This is a genomic window from Sorangium sp. So ce1153 (assembly GCF_051521595.1).
Classification (GTDB): domain Bacteria; phylum Myxococcota_A; class Polyangia; order Polyangiales; family Polyangiaceae; genus Sorangium.
Genome location: NZ_CP150361.1, coordinates 4116284 through 4136840, shown reverse-complemented (window position 1 = coordinate 4136840; position 20557 = coordinate 4116284). Strand labels below are relative to the sequence as shown.

Annotated in this window: 16 protein-coding genes and 1 tRNA gene; 3 read left to right on the top strand and 14 right to left on the bottom strand. The window is 73.0% G+C overall.

All coding sequences use genetic code 11. From position 1 onward, the window contains the following. Positions 1-59 precede the first annotated feature (59 nt). The 9 genes from WME85_RS14715 to WME85_RS14675 form a co-directional block, all read right to left on the bottom strand. Positions 60-132: transfer RNA gene (locus WME85_RS14715), tRNA-Phe, on the bottom strand. 284 nt (positions 133-416) lie between these two features. After that, the gene (locus WME85_RS14710; protein WP_437838787.1) at positions 417-1322 is read right to left on the bottom strand and encodes a hypothetical protein; all 906 of its coding nucleotides are present in this window, start codon (positions 1320-1322) and stop codon (positions 417-419) included. Positions 1323-1345: 23 nt separating this feature from the next. Further along, positions 1346-3346, bottom strand: coding sequence for a M1 family metallopeptidase (locus WME85_RS14705; RefSeq protein ID WP_437838785.1), 2001 nt, complete (start codon positions 3344-3346; stop codon positions 1346-1348). A 259-nt stretch (positions 3347-3605) separates the two neighbouring features. Then, on the bottom strand, positions 3606-4946 hold the full coding sequence (locus tag WME85_RS14700) for a hypothetical protein (RefSeq protein WP_437838783.1): 1341 nt from the start codon (positions 4944-4946) through the stop codon (positions 3606-3608). A gap of 34 nt (positions 4947-4980) precedes the next feature. Then, positions 4981-6810: a molecular chaperone DnaK gene (gene dnaK, locus WME85_RS14695; RefSeq protein ID WP_437309728.1), complete on the bottom strand. Its 1830-nt coding sequence runs from the start codon at positions 6808-6810 to the stop codon at positions 4981-4983. Between the two features lie 289 nt (positions 6811-7099). Continuing rightward, the gene (locus WME85_RS14690; RefSeq protein ID WP_437838782.1) at positions 7100-8797 is read right to left on the bottom strand and encodes a DnaJ domain-containing protein; all 1698 of its coding nucleotides are present in this window, start codon (positions 8795-8797) and stop codon (positions 7100-7102) included. Between the two features lie 282 nt (positions 8798-9079). Further along, a complete protein-coding gene (locus tag WME85_RS14685) occupies positions 9080-9685 on the bottom strand; it encodes a hypothetical protein (RefSeq protein WP_437838780.1) in 606 nt (201 codons plus the stop codon). Then, complete coding sequence (locus WME85_RS14680) at positions 9685-10551, bottom strand: hypothetical protein (protein ID WP_437838778.1); 867 nt, start codon at positions 10549-10551, stop codon at positions 9685-9687. Before WME85_RS14680 ends, WME85_RS14685 begins: the two co-directional genes overlap by 1 nt. Further along, positions 10548-11222 (bottom strand): RNA polymerase sigma factor, encoded by a 675-nt coding sequence (locus WME85_RS14675; protein ID WP_437309724.1) that lies wholly within the window; start codon positions 11220-11222, stop codon positions 10548-10550. Before WME85_RS14675 ends, WME85_RS14680 begins: the two co-directional genes overlap by 4 nt. A gap of 324 nt (positions 11223-11546) precedes the next feature. Between WME85_RS14675 and WME85_RS14670 the strand changes: the two genes are divergently transcribed. From WME85_RS14670 to WME85_RS14660, 3 genes are all read left to right on the top strand, one after another. Continuing rightward, positions 11547-12473: a rhomboid family intramembrane serine protease gene (locus tag WME85_RS14670; protein ID WP_437838775.1), complete on the top strand. Its 927-nt coding sequence runs from the start codon at positions 11547-11549 to the stop codon at positions 12471-12473. Positions 12474-12615: 142 nt separating this feature from the next. Continuing rightward, positions 12616-13317 carry a PA14 domain-containing protein gene (locus tag WME85_RS14665; protein ID WP_437838773.1) on the top strand — a complete coding sequence of 234 codons (702 nt, stop codon included), beginning with the start codon at positions 12616-12618 and terminating at the stop codon, positions 13315-13317. Positions 13318-13496: 179 nt separating this feature from the next. Beyond that, the gene (locus tag WME85_RS14660) at positions 13497-14810 is read left to right on the top strand and encodes a GTP-binding protein (RefSeq protein WP_437838771.1); all 1314 of its coding nucleotides are present in this window, start codon (positions 13497-13499) and stop codon (positions 14808-14810) included. 27 nt (positions 14811-14837) lie between these two features. Here WME85_RS14660 and rodA read toward each other — a convergent pair whose 3' ends face one another. The 5 genes from rodA to WME85_RS14635 form a co-directional block, all read right to left on the bottom strand. Next, entirely contained in the window at positions 14838-15974 is a 1137-nt protein-coding gene (rodA, locus tag WME85_RS14655; protein WP_437309720.1) for an FtsW/RodA/SpoVE family cell cycle protein, read from the bottom strand. Beyond that, positions 15971-17926: a penicillin-binding protein 2 gene (mrdA, locus tag WME85_RS14650; protein ID WP_437838769.1), complete on the bottom strand. Its 1956-nt coding sequence runs from the start codon at positions 17924-17926 to the stop codon at positions 15971-15973. Before mrdA ends, rodA begins: the two co-directional genes overlap by 4 nt. Next, positions 17923-18447 carry a hypothetical protein gene (locus WME85_RS14645; protein ID WP_437838767.1) on the bottom strand — a complete coding sequence of 175 codons (525 nt, stop codon included), beginning with the start codon at positions 18445-18447 and terminating at the stop codon, positions 17923-17925. The genes mrdA and WME85_RS14645 overlap by 4 nt, the downstream gene beginning before the upstream one ends. A gap of 4 nt (positions 18448-18451) precedes the next feature. Then, positions 18452-19309, bottom strand: a complete 858-nt coding sequence (gene mreC, locus WME85_RS14640) for a rod shape-determining protein MreC (RefSeq protein ID WP_437309718.1) — start codon at positions 19307-19309, stop codon at positions 18452-18454. Between the two features lie 152 nt (positions 19310-19461). Then, positions 19462-20496: a rod shape-determining protein gene (locus WME85_RS14635; protein ID WP_276598056.1), complete on the bottom strand. Its 1035-nt coding sequence runs from the start codon at positions 20494-20496 to the stop codon at positions 19462-19464. Positions 20497-20557: the final 61 nt, after the last annotated feature.

Genomic DNA, 20557 nt, shown 5'->3' with positions numbered 1-20557 from the left:
CGCACAAATGCGAGGGCGGAGCGGCTGCGTCTGCTCGCCGGTACAAGAAAGAAGGGTAGTGCCCAGGGACGGAATCGAACCGCCCACACGAGGATTTTCAATCCTCTGCTCTACCAACTGAGCTACCTGGGCTTGCTGCGGGCCCCGCGCTTACGCCGGAGCGTCGGTCACGGGCGGGCTACGTTACGCGGATGCGGCGCCATGTCAAGCGATTCTGCGTCGCGCTCGCCGCGTGCCCTGTTTCCAGGCTCGGGAGGCCGCGCCTGCCTGCGCCTCAGGCGCTCGGCGTCCCGGCGTCCCGGCGGGCGCCCTCGCCTCCTCCCCTGCCCTGCGCGTCCGGCTCCGGTGGGGAGCGGTCCGTGGGCTCAGTCGGCATCAGCGGCGTCAGCGGCGGCGGCGCCGTCCGGTATCGCGCGTCATTCGTGCTCCTGCCGGGGCGCGGCGCGGTCGGAGAGCCGCAGGGCGGCGGTCAGCCACGAGGCGCGCAGGTAGGCGGCGGCCGCGAGCGCCGCGAGCTGCGCGGCGAACGCGGCGACCACGCGCGGGCCCGAGCCGGCGCCGGCGAGGTGCACGCCCCACGCCCCGCAGGCGAGCGCGGCCGCCGCGAGGGCTCCGCGCGAAGCCCAAGCCCAGGCCGCCGCCAGCGGCGCGGCCTGGAGCGTGGCGAGCCCCCTGGACGTGGCGGCGTAGAAGCCCCGCTGCTCGTCGACCAGGGCGACCCGGGCGAGGTCGTGGAGCAGGCCGATGGCCGCGACCGGCACCAGCGCGGCCCCGGCGACGGCGACCGCCGCGAGGTCGCGGCTGCGCGGCAGGACCAGCAGCTCCGCGCAGAGCTTCATCCCGGGGAGCAGGACGAGCCCGGCGACGGCGACCTGCGCCGCGAGCGCGGCGCCCCAGAGCAGCGCCAGCGGGCCGAGGGCGCGCGCCGCGCGGCCCCCCACCGCCTGCGCCGAGAGCGGCCCCTCCTGGACCAGCGCGGCGAGCAGCACCGCGAGCGGCACCAGCCCGAGCGCGGCGGCGATCAGGGCGCCGGCGCCGAGCTGCGCCGCGAGGGCCGCGGCGGCGATCGCGGCGAGGCGCTCGAGCTCGGTGAGCATCAGCCCGCCGGGGTCGAAGAGGATCGCGTCGCCGCGCGGGTGGTCGCCGACGACCTGGGCCGCGAGGACGGACAGCGGGGTGGCGATGAGCACCGAGGCGAGCGCCCGGTGGCCGAAGTAGAGCGCGACGGCGCCGAGCCGCTCGTGCGCGGCAGGGCGCCGCCGGGCAGGCCGCGCGCGCGGCGGCTCGGCCTCCGCGGCCGACGCCGGCGGCGCTGGAGCCATCGCGCCCTCCTCCGCCGGCTCGCTCATGGCCCGAGGAGCGTGAGCGCGAGCCCCACGCCGAAGCTGGCGCGCGACAGCACGGCGGGCGCGAGGAGGTCGCGGCTCGCGCGGCGCGCGTTGTTCGCGAGGTCCTCGTCGAGCAGGACCCGGTGGTCCGGATCGATCGCGACGGCGGCGAGCGGCGAGGCGCCGGCGTACGGGATCCTGGCGACGCTCTCGCGCGCCTGCCACCGCGCCCGCTGCACGCTGCCGTCCTCGCCGTGCAGCGCGACGTCGACGGGGAGCACGAGCGAGCCGCGGCGCCGCACGACGGCGTGGCCACGGTAGGCCGCCGCCTCGCGGCCGCCCTCGCCGGGGGCGGCCGCCGCGCCGTCCGCGGGCCACGACTGGAACGTCTCGACCGTGTAGTCGACCCACGCGCGCTCGAAGAGCCCGGCGCGGAGCGCCTCGGCCGCCTCGTCGCCCACCTCGCGGCGCACCGCGTCGAGCAGCGCCTCGGGGCCGGGGTGCCGGAAGCGGTTCTCGCGCGCGTAGCGGCCGACGGCGCGGCGCACGAGGTCCTCGCCGTAGGCGCCCCCGAGGCTCGCGAGGAGCACCGCGGGCCTCGTGTACACGAGCGCGGCGTAGTCCCCCCCGTCGATGAAGTCCGACGCCGGCTGCGCGATGGCGCCATTGTGGCCCGACGCGATCGCGCCGGCGCGGTACTGCGCCATGAGGTCGATCTCGAGCCCGAGCAGCCGCGCCCCCGAGCTGTCGCCGTAGCGCGCGCGCAGCGCGTCGGCCTCGGCGTAGGTGGTGAGGCCCTCGTCGAGGAACGGGTAGCGGTGCTCGTTGGTCGCGACGAGGCCGTAGAACCACTGGTGCGCGAGCTCGTGCATCGTGACCGACTCGACGAAGCGCACGCCCAGCGCGGGCCAGAGCCAGCTGCCGCCGGTCGTGATCAGCGTCGGGTACTCCATCCCGCCAGCCTCCTCGGCGCCCTCTGGCGGGTGCACGATCGTGAGCGTGCCGTACGGGTAGCGCCCGAACGCGGCGCCGAGGTGCGACAGGCCGAACCGCACCAGGTCGACCTCGAGCGCCGCCTCGCGCTCGTTTCCCGCGGGGAACAGGCACCGGATCGCGACGCCGTCGTCGGTCGTCGCGCGCACCTCGCGGAAGCGATCCCACGCCGCGAACGCGAAGTCGTGCACGTCCTCCTGCACGAACCGGCGGAACGCCCGCCCGTCGCGCCGCTGCTCCTCCACGAGCCGGCCGGTGGCCCCGACCGCGAAGCCCTCCGGGACGTCGATGGTCACGTCGTAGGCGCCGAAGTCCGCGTAGAACTCCGAGAGCCGTAGGTAGGGGAAGTGCGCCCAGGTCCCGTCGGGCTCGAGGCGCGCGATCTTCGGGAACCACTGCCCCACCATGTGGAAGCTGCCGTGATGGCCCGTCCTGAGCGCGAGCGAGGGGAGGTGCGCGTCCCACGCGAGGTCGATCGTGATCGCGTCGCCGGGCGCGACCGGCTGCGGCAGCTCCACGCGGATGTCGGTCTCGTCGTCGGGGTCGCCGGGCGTCGTGGGCTTCCCCGGGGGCCACACGTCCGCGCCTCCCATCTCGCGCACCGCGAAGCGCTTCACCTGGATATGGCCGTGATCATGGAGGATTTCGCTCCCGCGAAAGCCGTCGACCGACGCGCGTAGGAAGGCGGTGCGCTGGTCCTTGAAGCCGTTCAGGTAGAGGTGGACGAACAGCTCGCGCTGCGGCGCGCGCGAGGCGTTCCGCCAGACCAGCGTCCCCTCGCCGCGCACCGTGTGCTGCGTGGGATCGAGGCTCGCTCGCAGCGTGTAGCTCGCGATCGGGTCGGCGCGCGCCGGCAGCTCGGCGTCGGGAGAGGGCGCCGGTGTCGCGGGCGCCGGCGCGGCGCGGGCGGCCGGCGGCGGCTGCGCCAGGGCGGCGAGCTCGGTCGTGGAGAGGAGCGACGCGCCCGTGCGGCCGGCGAGCAGCGCGAGCAGGAGACCGACAGCGGCCTGGAGAGCCGTGCGCACCGGTGCAACCTAGCGAGCCAGGGCCATCGCGGAAAGCCACGTCCGGGGGCGCGGCACCCCGGCCAGCACGATTCGCGGCGATCGGCGCTGCGCGCGCGGCGATCGCGGCTGGGTTAAGGCCATGCCGGCGGCGACCGCGAAGCGGACGCCGGGGTTCGGGGCGGAGCCCCGAGGAAACAAAGCTAGGCCGCCCGCGCGAAGCCGCCGCGAAGCGGCGCAGCAGTCCGGCCCTCCATGGGCGGACTGCTGGCGGGCGGAGCTAGACGCCGCAGACGACCCCCTCCTGCACGAGCTCGTACAGGATCCGCAGGGCCTCGAGCGTCTGCATGCCCGACACGTCGAGGATCTCGTCGATCGAGCTGTAGCCGTCGATGCACGAGAGCAGGAAGCCCGCCCGGTGATCGAGGTTCAGCGAGCGGAGCTGGTCCGGCGACACCGCGAGGCGGAGCACGCGCGAGCCATCGCCGAGGCGCGACTGGTACATCTGCCGTAGCGACTCGACGCAGCTGTCGGCGTACTGCCGCGCCATCCAGTCCTTCGGGTTCTCCTCGAGCAGGCCCTCCGCGAGGACGAGCGCGCCGCCGAAGTCGCCCTGATCGAACCGGTGCTGCATCTGCTCCCGCGGCCCCGGGGCGCTCAGCTGGGGCTGGGTCGTGCGGGAGTGAACGCTCCTGTCGACCTTCGCGGCGGACGCCGGCGCGCGCTGCGTCTCGAAGGGGCGCGGCGCGCGCGGCCCGCCCTGCGTGTCGCCCGAGACCCGGTACGACGTGGAGCCGGCGAGCGCGCCCGTCCCGCCGCGGAACGCGGGCTCGTCATCCTCCACGATCAGGCCGTAGCGGAGCGTGCCGGGCGGCGGCGTGATCGGCTGCTCGTCCAGGGGCAGGCCCGGCTCCTCGAAGCCGAGCCCGAGGTCGAGGCGGAAATCGATGCCGACCTGATCGCCGTCATCCGGACCGAGCGCGCGGCCCCGCGCGGGCGGGGGCGCGCGGAAGTCGCGCGTGTCGACCGGAGCGCCGCCGAAGACGTCGATCTCGCCGAAGCCGTGCGGGTAAGGTTCGCCCGGCTCGCGCAGGAGGTCGTCGTCGAGGTCCGACCCGAACTCGCGCTCGGCGTCGGCGAGCGACCCGAACCCCATCCGCCCGCCCGGCCGCGACGGGACCCCCGGCTCGTCGCACTCCAGACCGAGCTGCGAGGAGGCCTCCCGGAGCGGCGAGCCGTGCTTGCCGGAGAAGCTGCTGCCGGGCGGCGGCTCCCAGGGGATGGTCCGCCGCGCCGGCGGGGGCGGGTACCCCTCCGGAGGGACCTCGGATGGACGCGGCCGCTGGGCGGTGATCTCGGAGCTCGAATGAGAGCGACGGGTCATCATCTTTGCCACGTACTCGCTGACCGGGATCGGCGGCGGAAGGGTGATCTTGCCCTCGTCGTCCGGCGGCAGGGGCACGCCGGGTGGCGGGGTTGCCATGCGGGATGAGCTCTGCTCCTCGCGCGCGAGCCCGACGCGGGCGAGGAGCTCCTTCGAGGCGACCGGCTGGGTGTCCTCGAGCTCGTCCACCTCGTCCTGCCCCCAGGAGGCGTCGAGGGTCTTGGAGTCAGGCGGCACCGACCGCATTGTCTTCCCTCATCGCGGCCACGCTTCACCCCTGCGGCCGGGCTACGACACCCTTGAACATCCGGTGGGTGCGCGAGAGCGCCTCCATCTGCTCCTTCACCGCGGCCGCGTCGCGCCGGCCGATCGCCTGGCGCGAGCGGTCCACGATCCCGCGCGCCTTGCCGATGGCGTCGCGGCCGAAGTCGCTCGAGGCCACGATCTGCTCGACCTGCGGGAACATGCGCTCGATCTCGGCGATGAGCTTCTCGGCCTCCTGCCGGACGCCCTCGAACTGGTCGCTCGCGCGGCGATCGACGAGGTACTCCTTGGCGGCTTCCATCATCTCGCCGACCTCTTCCTTCGTGAGGCCGCTCGAGGCGGTGACCTGGATCGACTGCTGCTGGCCCGTCTCCAGATCCTTCGCGCTCACGGAGACGATGCCGTCGCTGTTGATCTCGAACGTCACCTCGATCTCGACCTGGCCCTTCGGGGCGCGGCGCAGGCCCGTGAGGATGAACTCGCCGAGCAGCTCGTTGTCCGTCGCCTTCTGGTGCTCGCCCTGCATGACCAGGATCTTCACCGCGGTCTGGTTGTCGCGGCTCGTCGTGAAGATCTTCGACCGGCTCGTGGGCACGGTCGTGTTCTGCGGGATGAGCTCCTCGAAGTTCGACCCGAAGGTCATGATGCCGAGCGCGTGCGGCGTGACGTCGAGCAGGATCATCTGCTTCGTCTCGTCGACGAGCGCGGCCCCTTGCACCGCCGCGCCGAGCGCGACCACCTCGTCGGGGTGCACCCCCTTGCACGGCTCGCGCTCGAAGAAGTCGCGCACGGCCTCCTGCACCCGGGGCATGCGGGTCATGCCGCCGACGAGCACGACGTCCTCGATCTCGTCGCGCTCGAGCCGCGCGTCCTCGAGCGTCTGGCTGCAGATCTCGATGCACCGCTCGACGAGGTCCTCGCACAGCCCCTCGAGCTCGGCACGCGAGAGCGTGCGCTGGAGGTGGAGCGCCTCGTTCCGCGCGCTCGAGATGATGAAGGGCAGGTTGATCTCGGTCTCGAGCACGCTGGAGAGCTCGCACTTCGCCTTCTCGGCCGCGTCCTTGAGCCGCTGGAGCGCCATCCTGTCCTGCCGCAGGTCCACGTCGTGCTGCTCCTTGAAGCCCTGCACCAGCCAGTCGATGACGCGCGCGTCGAAATCCTCGCCGCCGAGGAACGTATCGCCCGCGGTGGCGATGACCTTGAAGACGCCGCCCGCGCCGATCTCGAGCACCGAGATGTCGAAGGTGCCGCCGCCGAGGTCGAACACGGCGATCGTCTTCTCGACGTTCTTGCCGAACCCGTAGGCGAGCGCCGCCGCCGTCGGCTCGTTGACGATGCGGATGACGTCGAGCCCCGCGATCTGCCCCGCGTCCTTCGTCGCCTGCCGCTGGTTGTCGTTGAAATAGGCGGGGACGGTGATCACCGCCTTCGAGATCGGCTCGTTGAGGTAGTCCTCCGCGAACAGCTTCATCTCCTGGAGGACCATCGCGCTGATCTCGGGGACCGAGTACGTCTTGTCGCGCAGCTGGATGCGGACGTCCCCGTGCGGCCCCTCGACGATCTTGTACGAGGCGGTCAGGATCGCGTTCTTCACCTGCGGGGACGACCACTTGCGGCCGATCAGCCGCTTCGCGGCGTAGACCGTATTCTCGGCGTTGGTGATCGCCTGCCGCTTCGCGATGTGCCCGCAGAGCCGCTTGCCGGCCTCGGTGATCGCGACCATGGACGGCGTCGTCTTGTACCCACCGCGATTCGGGATGACGGTCGGGACGCCCTCCTCGACGATGGCAACGCACGAGTTCGTGGTGCCAAGGTCAATGCCGATGACACGCTCCATCGATGCCGCTGCTCCTCTTGTGATCTTCGGCCCGAACGGCCGCCGAGGTCACGATGCTAGAACGTTTCGCGGAGCCGAGCGGGCCAATCGTGCGCGGCCCTTGCGGAAGTCGACGCGTGCGGCCTGCCCTGTCCGGCGCGGCAGCGCCCCCGGTGGGCCCAGCGACCGCTGAGCGCGGGCACGGAGGCGCCAGCGCGAGGGCTCGCCGGGCGGAGCTTCGTCCCGCGTGAACCCGCGCGGCTCGCCTAGAGCGCGGCCGCTGCCCCGGCAGGGTGCAGGACGAGCGGCACTAGACTTGCTTCCCGGATCGCTTGGCCTGCTCGCGCGCCTGCGCAACGAGGCCGCGCAGCCTGGCGTCGTTTCCTGCCAGCTCGGCGGCGCGATCGAGCTCGCCGCTCGCGCTCTTCGCGAGCCCAGCGGCCGAGTATGCCAGCGCGAGCGTGAGCCGGTACTCCACGGAGGCAGGCACGAGCTCGACCGCTCGCCGCGCGAACTCCACCGCGCGCCGCGTGTTCTCCCCTGACTGCAGCGTCGCATACGCGGCCCGCTCGTGCGCGCCGGCGTCGTCGGGACGACCGTTGCACACCTTCGCGTAGCTCAGCGCCGCGTCGAACCAGCGCCCGGTCTGCGCCTCGTAGTTGGCCTGCTTGAGGTAGCCTTCGGCCAGCGTCACCGCGGCGAGGCGCTGCACGTCGGCCGACAACTTCTGGAGCTCGGGGTCGTCCGGCGCGAGCGAGGCGGCGATCCGGTAGGCGTTGGCCGCGCCCGCGTAGTCGTTCCGCTCCAGCGCGACCCGGGCCGCCTCGGAGTGCCGGGCGATCTGGTTCCGGAGCGCCTCGCTGCGCGCGTTGTCGAAGCGCGCCTTGAGCACCTCGACGGCGCGCATCGACTCGGGCGAGCGGACCGCGCCCGGGTCCTTCGGCATCGTCACCGCGGCCGCCGCCCCCGCCGCCGTGGGCGCCGCGGGGGATGTCGCTACCGGCGCCGCGGAGGGCGCGACCGCCGGGGCGCGCCGCAGGCCCGCGGTGAGCTTGCGCGCGAACGTCTCCCGCCGATCCTTCGCGATCGGCGTGCCCGGCGCGCTCGGCGCAGGCGCGACCGGCGCGGGCGCCGCCGCGGACCGCGCCGCCGCAGGCGCGACCGGCGCGGGCACCGCCGCGGGCCGCACTGCCGCGGGCGCAACCGGCGCGGTCGCCGCCGCGGGCCGCGCCGCCGCGCCGCCGACGTCCGCTGCGCTCCGCTCGTGGGACGCCGGCGCCGGCGAGGCTGCGCGGGCGGAGGACGCGGCCGCCACCTGGGCTTCGGGCGGTCGATCGGACGAGTAACGCCCGGGGGAAGCGGCCACGTCGCGCGGATCGGCGAAGGCGGCGCGCACCGTGGCGTCGACGGCGGTGGTGATCGTGGCGATGTCGCGCGGCGTCTGCTCGATCAGCGCCGCCATCGCCCGGTTCTTGTGGGTCTGCTCGAGGTACGTGTCGTACTCGGCGCGCCGCTGCCTCGACGTCAGCGTGTCGTGCGCCAGCGTGATGCGCGTGAAGATCGCCTCGATCTTCTGCTTGTACGAGCCGAGCTGCTTGCGGAAGTAGGTGTCCGGGTGGAACTCGGGCGCGAGCAGGTAATAGGCGCTCTTGATCTGCTTCTTGTCCGCCTGATCCGAGACGCCGAGCAGCGCGTAATAACTGAGGTCCTCGAGTCGGTAGTAGAGGTCGAGGATCCGCCGCTTCCGCTCGGAGGTGAGCTCGACCGGCTCGTCGAGCTCGGCAGGATCGTAGAGCGGCGGGGACTCGACCTGCTGGAGCGCGTCGCGACCGAGCGGGATCGACTCGCCCCCGGACGCCATCGACTTCTCCGGATCCGCCGCGGCCCCGCGCCGACCCGCGTCGGAACCGCCGCGCGGCGACCCCTGGCCAGGGCCCTCGCCGTCCAGAACAATCGCGCCGAAGTCGCGCAGGCGCCGCAGCGCCTCCACGGTGTCGCCGTGCGACATGCCCGTGATCAAGGACAGATCCCGATCGGTCAGGACGCCATCGATCCGGGAAAGGAGGAACGCCTCCGCCGGTTTCAGCGGGAGCGATCTGAGATCGTACCCGGGTTTCGGCCTTGGAACGCGCAACGTCATCGGGTCGGGCAGCGGCCCCTCGCGACGAGTCTAACGAGGAACGCGCGCCCGTCGCAATTGGAGACGCCAACAGAGACGCAAACAGACGCAAACAGAGACGCAACAGAGACTCGAGGCCACGGCGGGCCCGCGCTTCCGCGGGCCCGCGCTTCAGCGCGGCGTTTCCGGGGCGGCCTTGAGGGCCTCGGTGATAACCTGGTCCTGGACCGAGATCGCCTGCTCCAGGAGGCCGAGCGCGCGCTTCCGGGCCTGGGCCGCCGCGTCGCGATCGCCCTGCCCTTCCAGCGCCTTCGCGCGGCGCTCCTCGACCACGCCCGCCACCTCGTAAAGGTGGCCTTCGTAGTGAGACGGCGCGGGCGCCAGCTTGAGCCCCGCCTCGACGTCACGCGCCGCGGCGTCGAACTCGCCGCCCTCGCTCCGGAGCTCCGCCAGCCGGGCATAGGTGTCCGCCGTCACCTCGGCCACCTCCGGCGGCGCGCCCGGCGGACGCGGCGCGGCGATGATCCCCTCGAGGGCGCGGATCGCGGCGGCGCGATCGCCCGCGCCGAGCGCCACGTCGGCGGCGTGGTGCCCCGCGCGCGACCTGGAGAGAAAGGCGAGCAGCGTCGGATCGACGACCTGCGCCGGGGCGCACGCGCACGCCGTGTCATCCGGGGCGCCGGCGGCGCGCGCCGGATCGCCGTCACCGCGCGCGCACCCGAGGTGCGCCGCCGCGAGGAGCCCCAGGCAGGCGGCGGCGGTGCGCGCTCGCCGCATCAGCGCACCCCCCACGCCGCGTAGCGGTTCTGGCGCAGATCGGAAGCGCGCGCGGCGGCGATGCGATCGATCCGCTCCGTCTGGCCGCCCTCCCTGGGGAACGGCGCGGTCGGATCGAAGAGCGCCGCGGTCGAGCGCGCCTCGATCAGCGAGGGCGGCGGCGCGGCCGCGACGGACGCCGCGCCCGGCGCCGCGGGCGCACGCGCGACGGAGGCGCGCTCCTCCCTGAGCTCGCCGAAGATCAGCGCCGCGGCCGCCGCGGCCGCGGCGAGGGTCGACAGCGCCGCCATCGTGACCGGCGCGATGCGGCGGGCGCGCGGCGCGGGCGCGGCGCGGAGGGCCGCCTCGACGAGCGTGCGGCTCCGGAGCTCCGCGAGCGGCGCCGGGCGCCACGCCGCCTGGAGTGCCGTGGCGAGCTCCGCGAGCTCGTCGCGCGCGTCGAGTGCGTCGCGCCTACCCCGAGCCCCCTCGCCTCCCGGACCGCGGCCGCGCTCCGGCTCGTCCTGGCCGAGGCCCCCCGGCTGGAGCGCGTCCCGCAGGCGCTCGGCGGCGCGCTGCTCGGCCCTGGTGGGCGGCGCGTCCTCGTCGCCGAGCGCGCGCGCGAGCAGCGCCTCGTGATCTGCGCGGTCGAGCCCGGCAGGCCGGGCCGCCGCCCTGAGCGCGGCGGCGAGCGGGACCTCGCCCTGCTCGAGCGCCTCGGCGAGCTCGCGCGCCGCGCGCAGCTCGTCGTCGGACGCGGGCGCGAGCGGATCCGCCTCCGGCGCGACGAGCGCGAGCCGCTGGCCGCGATCCGCGCCGGCGCGGCGATCCGGGGCCTCGTCTCCGGCCGGCGAGGGGCGCGATTCCGGGGGGAGCCGCGGCTTCATCGCGACCTTTCCTTGGGCTCCGCGCGCGGCGCGGCAACCCCTGCGGCGAGCGCCTTTTTCAGCGCGGTCATGGCGCGGTGCAGGACGACATCGAACGTCGCCACGCTCACCCCGAGCGCGACGGCCACCTCGTCGCGGGGCCGCTCCTCGAGGACCCGGAGCCGGATCGCCTCCGCGTAACGCGGGTTGAGGCGCCCGAGCGCGTCCTCGACGCGCGCCCGCGCGTCGGCGAGATCGCGCTTCTCGCAGAGCTCGACCTCGCCGCGGGCGGTGAGGTCGGTCTCGGCGGCGTCGATCTCGCGCTGCAGGTCCTCGGGCTCGAAGAGCGCCTCGCGGCGGCGCGCGCGGAGCATGTCGAGCGCGATGCGCAGCGCGATCACGCGGAGCCAGGGGTAGATGCCGCAGCTCTGCCACTGGAACTGGGAGAACCGCTCGACGACGCGCGCGTACGTCTCGGCCAGAGCGTCCTGCGCGGCCGCGTCGGAGCCGAGGCGGGGCAGCAGCACCGAGCGGTACAGCGCGGGCCCGTACCGGCGGAGCAGCTGGCCGAGCGCGGCGCGATCGCCTTGCGCGGCGCGCTCGCACTGCAGGCGCTCCGCCTCCAGATCCGGCCTCGCTGCTGCCACCGCCGTCACGGCCGCGACGATACCCGGACGTGGAGAGGATCGCACCGATGTCCGCCTCTCGACGCGGGCGGGGCCGCGCGCCGGGCGGCGCCGGTCCACGAGCGCGGGCGCGCCGCCGCGCTGCGCGCCGCCGCGAGCGCGCAGCGCGGCGGCGCGGGCAGCGCGGACCGGGCGCGGGAGGGCTGCCGCATTCACACCTCGACAACGGCCCAAAGCCGTGGACCTTACGGCCAGGAGCCGCCACATTGTGCCGACCTCGACGGCGTGCGTCCGCCGTCAGTCCGCCGTGAAAGGAGCCCCCGTGTCCGTCGATACAACCATCAGGTACCGCGCTCGCCTCGCTGCCGGGCGGCGGGTCGGGCTCGCCCTGTGACGGCGGCCCCCCCCGGCGAGCGGGGGCGCTCGCTTCACTGCACGCGCTGCGGCGCCCTCAACGGTAGCGATTTCGACCGCTGCATCCGCTGCGGCGCGCCGCTCCTCCTGCCCTCTCCCCACGCGCCGCCCGCGCGAGGGCTCCTCGACGGGCGGAGCCTGCTCGCGACCAAGATCCTGGCCGGGCTCACGTCGTTCGTGTTCGTGGGGCAGCTGATGGCGGCGCACGGCCGCGGCCTCGGCCTGCTCTCGGCGTGGGACACGCCGAACTACCTCCGCTTCGGCGCGCTCTTCCTCGTGCCGGGCGCCGCGTTCGAGCCGTTCCGGCTGCTCTCTGCGGTCTTCGTCCACATGGGCGTCCTGCACTTCGGCATGAACATGATGACGCTCGGCATGCTCGCCCGCGCCGCGGAGCCCGCCGTCGGCTCGGCGCGGTTCGCGATCGCCTACGTCGTCACGGGCCTGTTCGGCTTCGGCGCCAGCACGGCCTGGAACCTCCTCGTGCAGCCCGAGGTCGTGTGCACCGCGGGCGCGAGCGGCGCGATCTTCGGCGTGATGGGCCTCCTGCTCGGCTGGCTGGTCCGCCGCCGCGACCCGCGCTGGAAGGACCTCGCGCTCCAGGCCGTCTTCTACATCGTCCTCTTCGGCTTCGTGGTGAACGCGTCGAACACCGGCATCCGCATCAACAACGCGGCGCACATCGGCGGCCTGATCAGCGGCGCGCTGCTCGGGCTGGGCTACGCGGGCCCGGCGCGGCGCCGGTACGAGGGCGTGGTGAACGCGGGCGCGCTCGCCTGCGTGATCGCCTGCGTGGCCGCGCTCGCCCTCGCCCAGCGCTCGCCGCTCTGGCGCGCCGCCGCGTCGCTCGAGGGGCTCTCGCAGCTGGAGATCCACGGGCGCGAGGGGCGCCTCGAGCGGCGCTGAGGCCGGGGCCGGCGGGCTCGCGCCCCGCCGGGCCCGCCGGGCGACGCGACGCTGATTGCCGCGCCCTGCTCGAACGTCTAAGCGCCATCCTCGCATTCACGTGGGGGCGGGCCCGTCCGTCCGTTCCCTCTCAGGAGACGTCATGGTCCGAACCTCATCGCGCATCGCCTCGTGCGTGCTCGCCGCGTCCCTCCTCGGCGGCTGCCATGTCACCATCCAGAGCGGCAACACGCCGGCCGAGACCTCGCCGCCGCCCCCACCCCCCGCCAAGACCGCCTCGAAGTCGCGCAAGCCGGCGAAGCCCGACCCCGAGCCGACGCGCCGCAAGCCCCCGAAGTGGCGCCTGCCCGCGAGCAACGCGCCGCGCATCACCGCCACGAACGTGTTCGGCAACGGAGAGGCCGGCGCCTTCCGGGGCCTCGCGTACGTGATCCCCGAGAACAGCAAGAAGCTCCCGAGCTTCGACGGGCTCGTTCCGTTCGCGATGCTGTTCACGGACAAGTTCGAGGTGAAGTCGCAGGATTTCTCCGGCGGCTTCCCGGGCGCGCTCACGCAGAACGAGTGGTTCGCCATCCGCTTCGAGGGCGAGTTCAAGGTGCCGAAGGAGGGCGTGTACCAGCTCCGGCTCACCTCGGACGACGGCGCGATCCTCTACATCGACGACAAGCGCGTGGTCACGAACGATGGTGTCCACAGCGCGAAGACCGCGGACGGAGAGGCCGAGCTCGCCGAGGGGACGCACCGCCTGCGGCTCGACTACTTCCAGGCGGCGCGGGGTCAGGTCGCGCTCATGCTTCAGATCGGCCAGAAGGACAAGTTCGAGCCGCTCGTCGGGATCCGCTGACGAGGGGCGGCGCCGCGCGGCGCCCGGAGCCCGGGTCGGGCGGTCCGGCGCGGCGCGCGGCGCGTTTCTGACGAGCCCGCACCAGCCCGCACCACCCGCGCTGGCCCGCACCAGCCGGTGCGGGCCAGCGCACGCTCCGGCGCCCCCGATCTCCTTTTCGTGTATCTTCGCCGCCGCCCATGGCGTCGGTGAACCCACTGTCGCGCGAGCTCGTCTTCAAGATCGTCTATTACGGGCCCGGTCTGGGCGGCAAGACGACGACGCTGGAGTACCTGCACGCCACGGCCAAGCCGGAGTACCGCGGCAAGCTCGTCTCCCTCGCGACGCCGGTCGATCGGACGCTCTACTTCGACTTCCTGCCGGTCCGGCTCCCGCAGCTGCGCGGGATGAACGTGCGGCTCCAGCTCTTCACGGTGCCGGGGCAGGTCTACTTCAACGCGACCCGCAAGCTGGTGCTCACGGGCGCCGACGGCATCGTCTTCGTGAGCGACTCGCAGGCCGTCCGCGCCGACGCGAACATGGAAAGCCTGGAAAACCTGCGCGACAACCTCGCCGAGCAGGGGCGGCAGCTGCAGCAGATCCCGCTCGTGTTCCAGCACAACAAGCGGGATCTGCCCGATCTCCTCTCGCTGGAGGACCTCGACGCGATGCTGAACCCGTTCCGCGCCTCCTCGCTGGCGACCTCGGCGAAGACGGGGCTCGGCATCTACGAGGGGCTGGAGGAGATCAGCGCCGCCGTCCTGCGCGCGTTCGAGAGCCGCCTGCCCGACGCGATCGGCGGCAGGCTCGGCGGGTTCGACGCCATCGAGGGCGGGCTCGTCACCGCCCTGCGCGACGCGTCGCCGCCGCCGTCGGCGTCGCTCGAGGCGGTGATCTCGCGTGTCGCGCCGCCCAGCAGGCCGTGGTCGACGATGCCGCCCAACTCGACGATCGGCGACCCGAGCGAGGGTGAGGCCGGCGCGACCGCGCCGCCGAGCCGCGAGGCAGCGCAGCGCAGCGCCGCGGGGCCGCGCAGCGCCGGCGTGCGGGAGCCGGCCAGCCGCGACATCCCGTCATCGCTGCGCCTCGCCGCCCGGAGGCTGGCGGCGTCGGCGGAGGCCCCGGCGACCGCGCGCGCCGACGGGCCGTCCGCGGCGACGAGGCACCTCGCCCAGCCGGGCCTCTCGTTCGTCGCGCTCTGGCCGACGGCAGAGCGCGAGGCGATCGCGGAGATCGAGGCGGCGATCGCCGCGGAGCGGTACGCCGTGGCGGTCCAGCGCTGCGACGCGCTCGTCACCGGGATCTTCTTGCGGGCCGCGGAGCTCGCGGGCGCGAGGGAGGCGTCGCGTGACCCCGCGACGGTGCCGGCGCTGCTCGGGCTGGACGGGCGCCGTTACCTCGGGTTTCGCGCCGCGGTCCGGCGAGCGCACGCCGGAGGCGAGATCACCGAGCGCGACGCGCTCAAGGCGTTCGCCTTCGTCATCGACGCGCGCCTCGCAGAAAGCGCGATCTGACACGGCGGGGGCACGCGCCCCCCGCGGTCACAGCCGCTCGAGCGAGGCCACGCCGGAGTAGCGGCGCATCGACACGCTCATGAGGAGCGCGATCGCGACCATCACCGTGGTCACGCTCGAGCCGCCGTAGGAGAACAGCGGCAGCGTGACCCCGACGACCGGGAGCACGCCCGACGTCATCCCGAGGTTGATGACCGCGTGCCAGAAGATGATCGCCGCGCAGCCGACGCCGAGCACCGCGCCGAAGCGGTCCTTGGCCATCGACGCGATGCGGATCCCCCACACGACCAGGAACGCGTACAGGCACACGAGGACCACGCACCCGATGAACCCCCACTCCTCGGCGAAGACGGGGAACGGGAAGTCCGTGAACTGGTCCGGCAAGAAGAGGAACTGGTTCTGGGTGCCCCTCAGGTACCCGCTGCCGAGCAGACCGCCGTTGCCGATCGCCACGCGCGAGTGGTGGGCGTGCCAGCCGCGGTGCAGGAGGTCCTCCTCGGGGTGGAGGAACACGAGCACGCGGGCGCGCTGGTAGTCGAGCAGCACGTACTCCCAGATGATCGGCACCGCGATGAGGATCGACACGACGAACAGCGCCGCGCTCCGCCAGCGCACCCGCGTCACCGCCGCGATCGTGAGGAAGACGAACACGAGGATGAGCGCCGTCCCGAGGTCCGGCTGCTTGAGCACGAGGAGCGCAGGCACCGCGGTCAGCGCGGCGGGGATCGCCAGGTCGCGCAGGGTGCGGCCCTCGTTGCGCGGGTCGTCGTGCAGGTACTTCGCCAGCGCGATGACCAGGAACACCTTCATGAACTCGCTGGGCTGGAAGCGGAACGCGCCGAACTCGATCCACCGCGCGGAGCCGCGCACGTCGCGCGCGAGCACGAACACGAGCGCCAGCGAGAAGACGCCGAACGTGTAGAGCACGTAGCCGAGGCGCTCCAGGTGCCGGTAGTCGAGCGCGATCAGCACGCCGCCGATGATGCCGCCCATGAAGAGCCAGTAGACCTGGCTGATGTACAGCTCCGCGCGCGCCCCGGAGTAGACGCTCGTCGCGCTGTAGAGGTTGACGACGCCGAGCACCGCGATCGACACCGCGGCGATGAAGAGCGGCCAGTCGAAGTGGTCGCGATCGCGTGATGAGAGAGAGTCGCCCCGGATCATGGCGTGCGCCCCGACGTTGCGGGCGCGCGGCCCGCGCTGCTCTTGCCCGCGCGCGGCCCCTCGCTCGGGCCGCCGCGCCGCTCCTTCGCGAGCTCCTGGTAGGCGCGGACGACCTCGAAGGCGACCGGCGCCGCGTGCTTGCCGCCGGTGCCGCCGTGCTCGACGAGCACGACCACGGCGACCTCGGGCGAGCGGGTCGGCGCGTAGCCGGCGAACCACGCGTGCTCGCGGTTGAAGTACCAGACCCGCTCGGCCTCGACCCCGCGGGTGAGCCGGTGCGAGACCTGCGCGGTCCCGGTCTTGCCGGCCATCTCGACGCCGGCGACGCGCGCCCTGAACGCCGTGCCGCCCTCCTCGTTCACGCCGGCGACCATGGCCTTGTGCACGAGGGTGAGGTTCTCCGGGCGGATGTCGATCTGGCGACGCACGCGCGGCGTGAACTCCTGCACGACCGTGCCGGCGCTCGTCTCGACGGCCCGCACGATCTGCGGCTGGTAGAGCGTGCCCCCGTTCGCGAGCGCCGCGTACGCGAGCGCCAGCTGGAGCACGGTGACCGTCGTCGCGCCCTGGCCGATCGCCGCGTTCAGGCCGAAGCCGAGGCGGAACTGGCCCTTGTTCCGGAGCGTCATCCACGCCCTCGTCGGCATCCTGCCGCCCGCCTCGGCGTTGATGCCGAGCCCCGTCCGCGCGCCGAGCCCGTAGCGCTGCCCCATCTCGGCGATGACGTCCATGCCGACGCCGTACTCCGCCGCGAGCCGGTAGAAGTAGACGTTGCACGACTCGGCGATCGCCTTCTGCATCGCGACCGGCCCGTGCACGTGCGTGCACCGGAAGGTGCGCTTGCCGAACGTCAGGGCGCCCCGGCACCGCGAGGACTGGCGGGGATCGATGAGCCCCTTCTCGAGCGCCGCCAGGGCGGTGAACGGCTTGAACGTCGAGCCGGGCGGGTACGCCCCGGAGAGCGTCTTGTCGAGCGCGGGCTTCAGCGGATCGGAGTAGAGCCGCCGGAAGGCGTCGCGGATGACCTGCTTCCCCGAGCCACCGGAGAGGGCGTTCGGGTTGTAGCCCGGCTTCGAGTAGAGCCCGAGGATCCGCCCGGTGCGCACGTCGATGACCGCGACGCCGCCGGCGAGCTCGCCGCGCATCGCCTTGTCGATCGCCTTCTGGATGTCGGCGTCGAGCGTGAGCCGGAGATCGCGCCCGGGGATCGGGTCGACGCGCCGCGGCTCCTCGATGATCCCGTCGCCGCCCGTCCGTCGCCGCCCCTTGGCGTCGACGAGCACCTTCTCCCAGCCGCGCGTGCCGCGGAGGTAGCTCTCCCAGGCGCGCTCGATGCCGGTGACGCCGATGCGGTCGCCCTCGATGTAGCCGACGCTCCGGAGCGACGCGAGCCGCTCGGCGTCCACCTCGGCCATGTAGCCGAGGACGTGCGAGCCGACCTCCTCGTAGGGGTAGTAGCGCACCGGGACCGGCACCACGTCGACCCCCGGCAGCTCGGCGTCGTGCGTCGCCAGCGTCGCCACCGCGTCGCGCGAGATGTCCTCCTTCAGCAGGATCTGCTGGCTCTTGCGCGGGCCCTCGTCGGCGCGGATCGCCGTGATGAGCGCCTCCAGCCTGGCGCGCTCCTCGATGCCGACGCCGAGGTACTCGACGAGCTTCGGCCAGGTCGTCTCCATGTCGAGGCGCCGCGGGACGACGTACACGTTGTACGAGGGCCGGCTCGCCGCGAGCACCTTGCCGTTCTTGTCCCGGATGATGCCGCGCGTGGTCGCGAGCGTCACCCGCCGCACGATGTTCTCCCGGGCGATGGCCTTGTTCTCGTCGGCCTCGAGGATCTGGAGGTAGAACAGGCGCCCGAGCAGCACCATGAAGCCGACGACCATGCCGAGCGCGATCCACCGGAAGCGCCGGCGGAACTCGCTCACGTCGGAGCGCTGGACGAGCAGGCTCACCGCGGGCTCTCCCCTGGCCGCGGGACGTTGATCGTCACCTGGTGGACGCGCTCCGCCAGCCGGAAGACGAACGGCGCGAAGAGCGCCGTCGAGACCGCGTGCGGCGCGACGAGCAAGGCGAGCGCGCGGGGGCGCGCCGCGTCGCCCCCGAAAATGGCGGTGAGGATCACGATGAGCACCCCCTCGACGAGGCCGAAGACGAAGGCCAGCGCGATCTTCGTGAGCAGCGTCTGCGCGGCGAGCCGCACGCCCGCCGCCCGCGATACAACGAAGGTCGCGACGGTGATGAAGGTGAACAGGCCGACCGGCGCGCCGGCGAAGAGATCGAGCAGGTAGCCGAGCAGGAACGCGAGCGCCGCGCCGCGCGCGATCGAGTACTCGTGCACCCCCATGAACACGACGAGCGGCAGGAGCAGGCTCGGCGTGGAGCCCGGGATGTTCAGCTTGCCGATGAGCCGGAACAGGTTCGACTGCAGGATCAGCAGGGCGGCCCCCATGGCCAGGAACGCGGAGTTTCTCATCGCGTCACCTGCGCTGCGCCTGCGGCGGCGTCTCCTCCGGCGGCGTCGTCGTCACGATGACCACCTCCTCCAGCCGGGAGAAGTCGACGGCCGGCGCGACGTACACCTGCTGGTAGATGCCGAAGTCGCGGCGGACGACCTGCGTCACGGTCCCGACCGGGATCCCCTTCGGGAAGCGCCGGCCGACGCCGCTCGTCACGAGGAGGTCGCCGACCTCGATCTCGTCGGTGCGCTGCACGTACTCCACGCTGCACGAGTACTTGCTCTCGTCGCCCGTGCCGCGCACGAAGCCGCGCGCGCCGGTGCGCTCGACGACCACGTCGACGCCGCTGCCCCCGTCGACGACGAGCCGCACGTCCACGGTGTCACCCGCGCTCTTCAGCGTCGTGCCGACCACGCCGTCCGCGGAGAGGACCGGCAGGTTCGAGCCGATGTCCCGCGCCTCACGATCGAGCGTGACGCGCACCACGCGGAAGAAGTCGTTGGTGCTCTTGCCGACGACCTGGGCGCTCACCACGTCGGTGCGGAGGCTCTGGCGCAGATCGAGGAGCCGGCGCAGGCGCCGGTTCTCGTCCTCGAGCGCCTCGAGCTTGCGCACGCGCTCGCGCAGGCGAGCGATCTGGGAGGCCTGCCTGGCGTTGTCCTCCTTGACGTCGACCAGGTAGATGTAGTCGCCCCAGAGGTTCGAGATGCCGCGCGCCAGCGTCGCGGCCGCGTACTGGATCGGCGCGGCGATGCCGATGATGACCCGATCGGCCCCCGTGTTCTGCTTGGGGTCGCGCATGCTGGCGCGCAGGAACCAGAACGGCACCGCGAGCGCCAGCAGCACGATCACGAAGTCGCGGTAGCGTTTCAGGTTCACCGATGGCTCCCGGACCCAGGTAGTACGAGGCGCCCCGCGAGGCCACCCCTGTCAACGCATCGCGCGGCGCCCGCGAGAGGGGGCGCCGCGCGCCGTGTCCCGTCACACAGAGCCCCGCCGGCATGCTCACGGGCGGGGAATACGACGAAAGATCAGCTGATCGTGACCTCTTTCAAGAGCTCGAGGTGATCCAGCGCCTTGCCGCTGCCGAGCACCACGGCGCTGATCGGGTCGTCGCACACCATCACGGGCAGCCCCGTCTCCTCGCGGAGGAGCACGTCGAGGTTCTTGAGGAGCGAGCCGCCGCCGGTGAGCACGATGCCCTTGTCGACGATGTCGGCCGCGAGCTCCGGCGGCGTGCGCTCCAGGGCGATCAGCACCGCGTCCACGATCGCGTTCGTCGGCTCGCTCAGCGAGTCGCGGATCTCGTCGGAGTTGACCACGACCGTCTTGGGGATGCCCGCGACCATGTCGCGCCCCTTGACCTCCATCGTGAGCTGCTGCTCGAGCGGGTACGCGTTGCCGATCGTGATCTTGATGCGCTCCGCGGTCTGCTCGCCGATGGCCATGTTGTACTTGCGCTTCATGTAGGCCATGATCGACTCGTCCATCTTGTCGCCGCCGACGCGCACGCTCTGCGAGTAGACGATGCCGGCGAGGGAGATCACGGCGACCTCGGTCGTGCCGCCGCCGATGTCGACGACCATGTTGCCGCTCGGCTCGGTGATCGGCAGCCCGGCGCCGATGGCGGCCGCCATGGGCTCCTCGATGAGATAGACCTCGCGCGCGCCGGCGCCCTCGGCGCTCTCCTTCACCGCCCGCTTCTCGACCTCGGTGATGCCGAACGGGACGCAGATGATGATGCGCGGCTTGACGAGCGTGCGGCGGTTGTGCGCGCGCGCGATGAAGTAGCGGAGCATCGCCTCGGTGATCTCGAAGTCGGCGATGACGCCGTCGCGCAGCGGGCGGACCGCCTGGATGTTGCCCGGGGTGCGCCCGAGCATCTCCTTCGCCTCGCGGCCGACGGCGAGCACCTTCTTGCCGCCGCGAGCATCGCGCTGGACGGCGACCACCGAGGGCTCGCACGAAACGATCCCCTTGCCCTTCACGTAGATGAGGGTGGTGGCGGTGCCGAGATCGATCGCGAGATCGTTCGAGAACAGGCCGTAGAGCCAGTCGAAGATCATCGCTTCGTCCTAGAGATGAACAAGGTTAAGCCGAGCACCGCGAGGGCGCAGGCGCCTGACC

Coding starts and splice junctions, on each gene's coding strand:
- WME85_RS14660 (WP_437838771.1), top strand. CDS start 13,497: ATGGCGTCGGTGAACCCACTGTCGCGCGAGCTCGTCTTCAAGATCGTC.
- WME85_RS14680 (WP_437838778.1), bottom strand. CDS start 10,551: ATGAAGCCGCGGCTCCCCCCGGAATCGCGCCCCTCGCCGGCCGGAGAC.
- WME85_RS14690 (WP_437838782.1), bottom strand. CDS start 8,797: ATGTCGCACGGCGACACCGTGGAGGCGCTGCGGCGCCTGCGCGACTTC.
- WME85_RS14645 (WP_437838767.1), bottom strand. CDS start 18,447: ATGAGAAACTCCGCGTTCCTGGCCATGGGGGCCGCCCTGCTGATCCTG.
- WME85_RS14685 (WP_437838780.1), bottom strand. CDS start 9,685: ATGCGGCGAGCGCGCACCGCCGCCGCCTGCCTGGGGCTCCTCGCGGCG.
- WME85_RS14710 (WP_437838787.1), bottom strand. CDS start 1,322: ATGGCTCCAGCGCCGCCGGCGTCGGCCGCGGAGGCCGAGCCGCCGCGC.
- WME85_RS14665 (WP_437838773.1), top strand. CDS start 12,616: ATGGTCCGAACCTCATCGCGCATCGCCTCGTGCGTGCTCGCCGCGTCC.
- dnaK (WP_437309728.1), bottom strand. CDS start 6,810: ATGGAGCGTGTCATCGGCATTGACCTTGGCACCACGAACTCGTGCGTT.
- rodA (WP_437309720.1), bottom strand. CDS start 15,974: ATGATCCGGGGCGACTCTCTCTCATCACGCGATCGCGACCACTTCGAC.
- WME85_RS14635 (WP_276598056.1), bottom strand. CDS start 20,496: ATGATCTTCGACTGGCTCTACGGCCTGTTCTCGAACGATCTCGCGATC.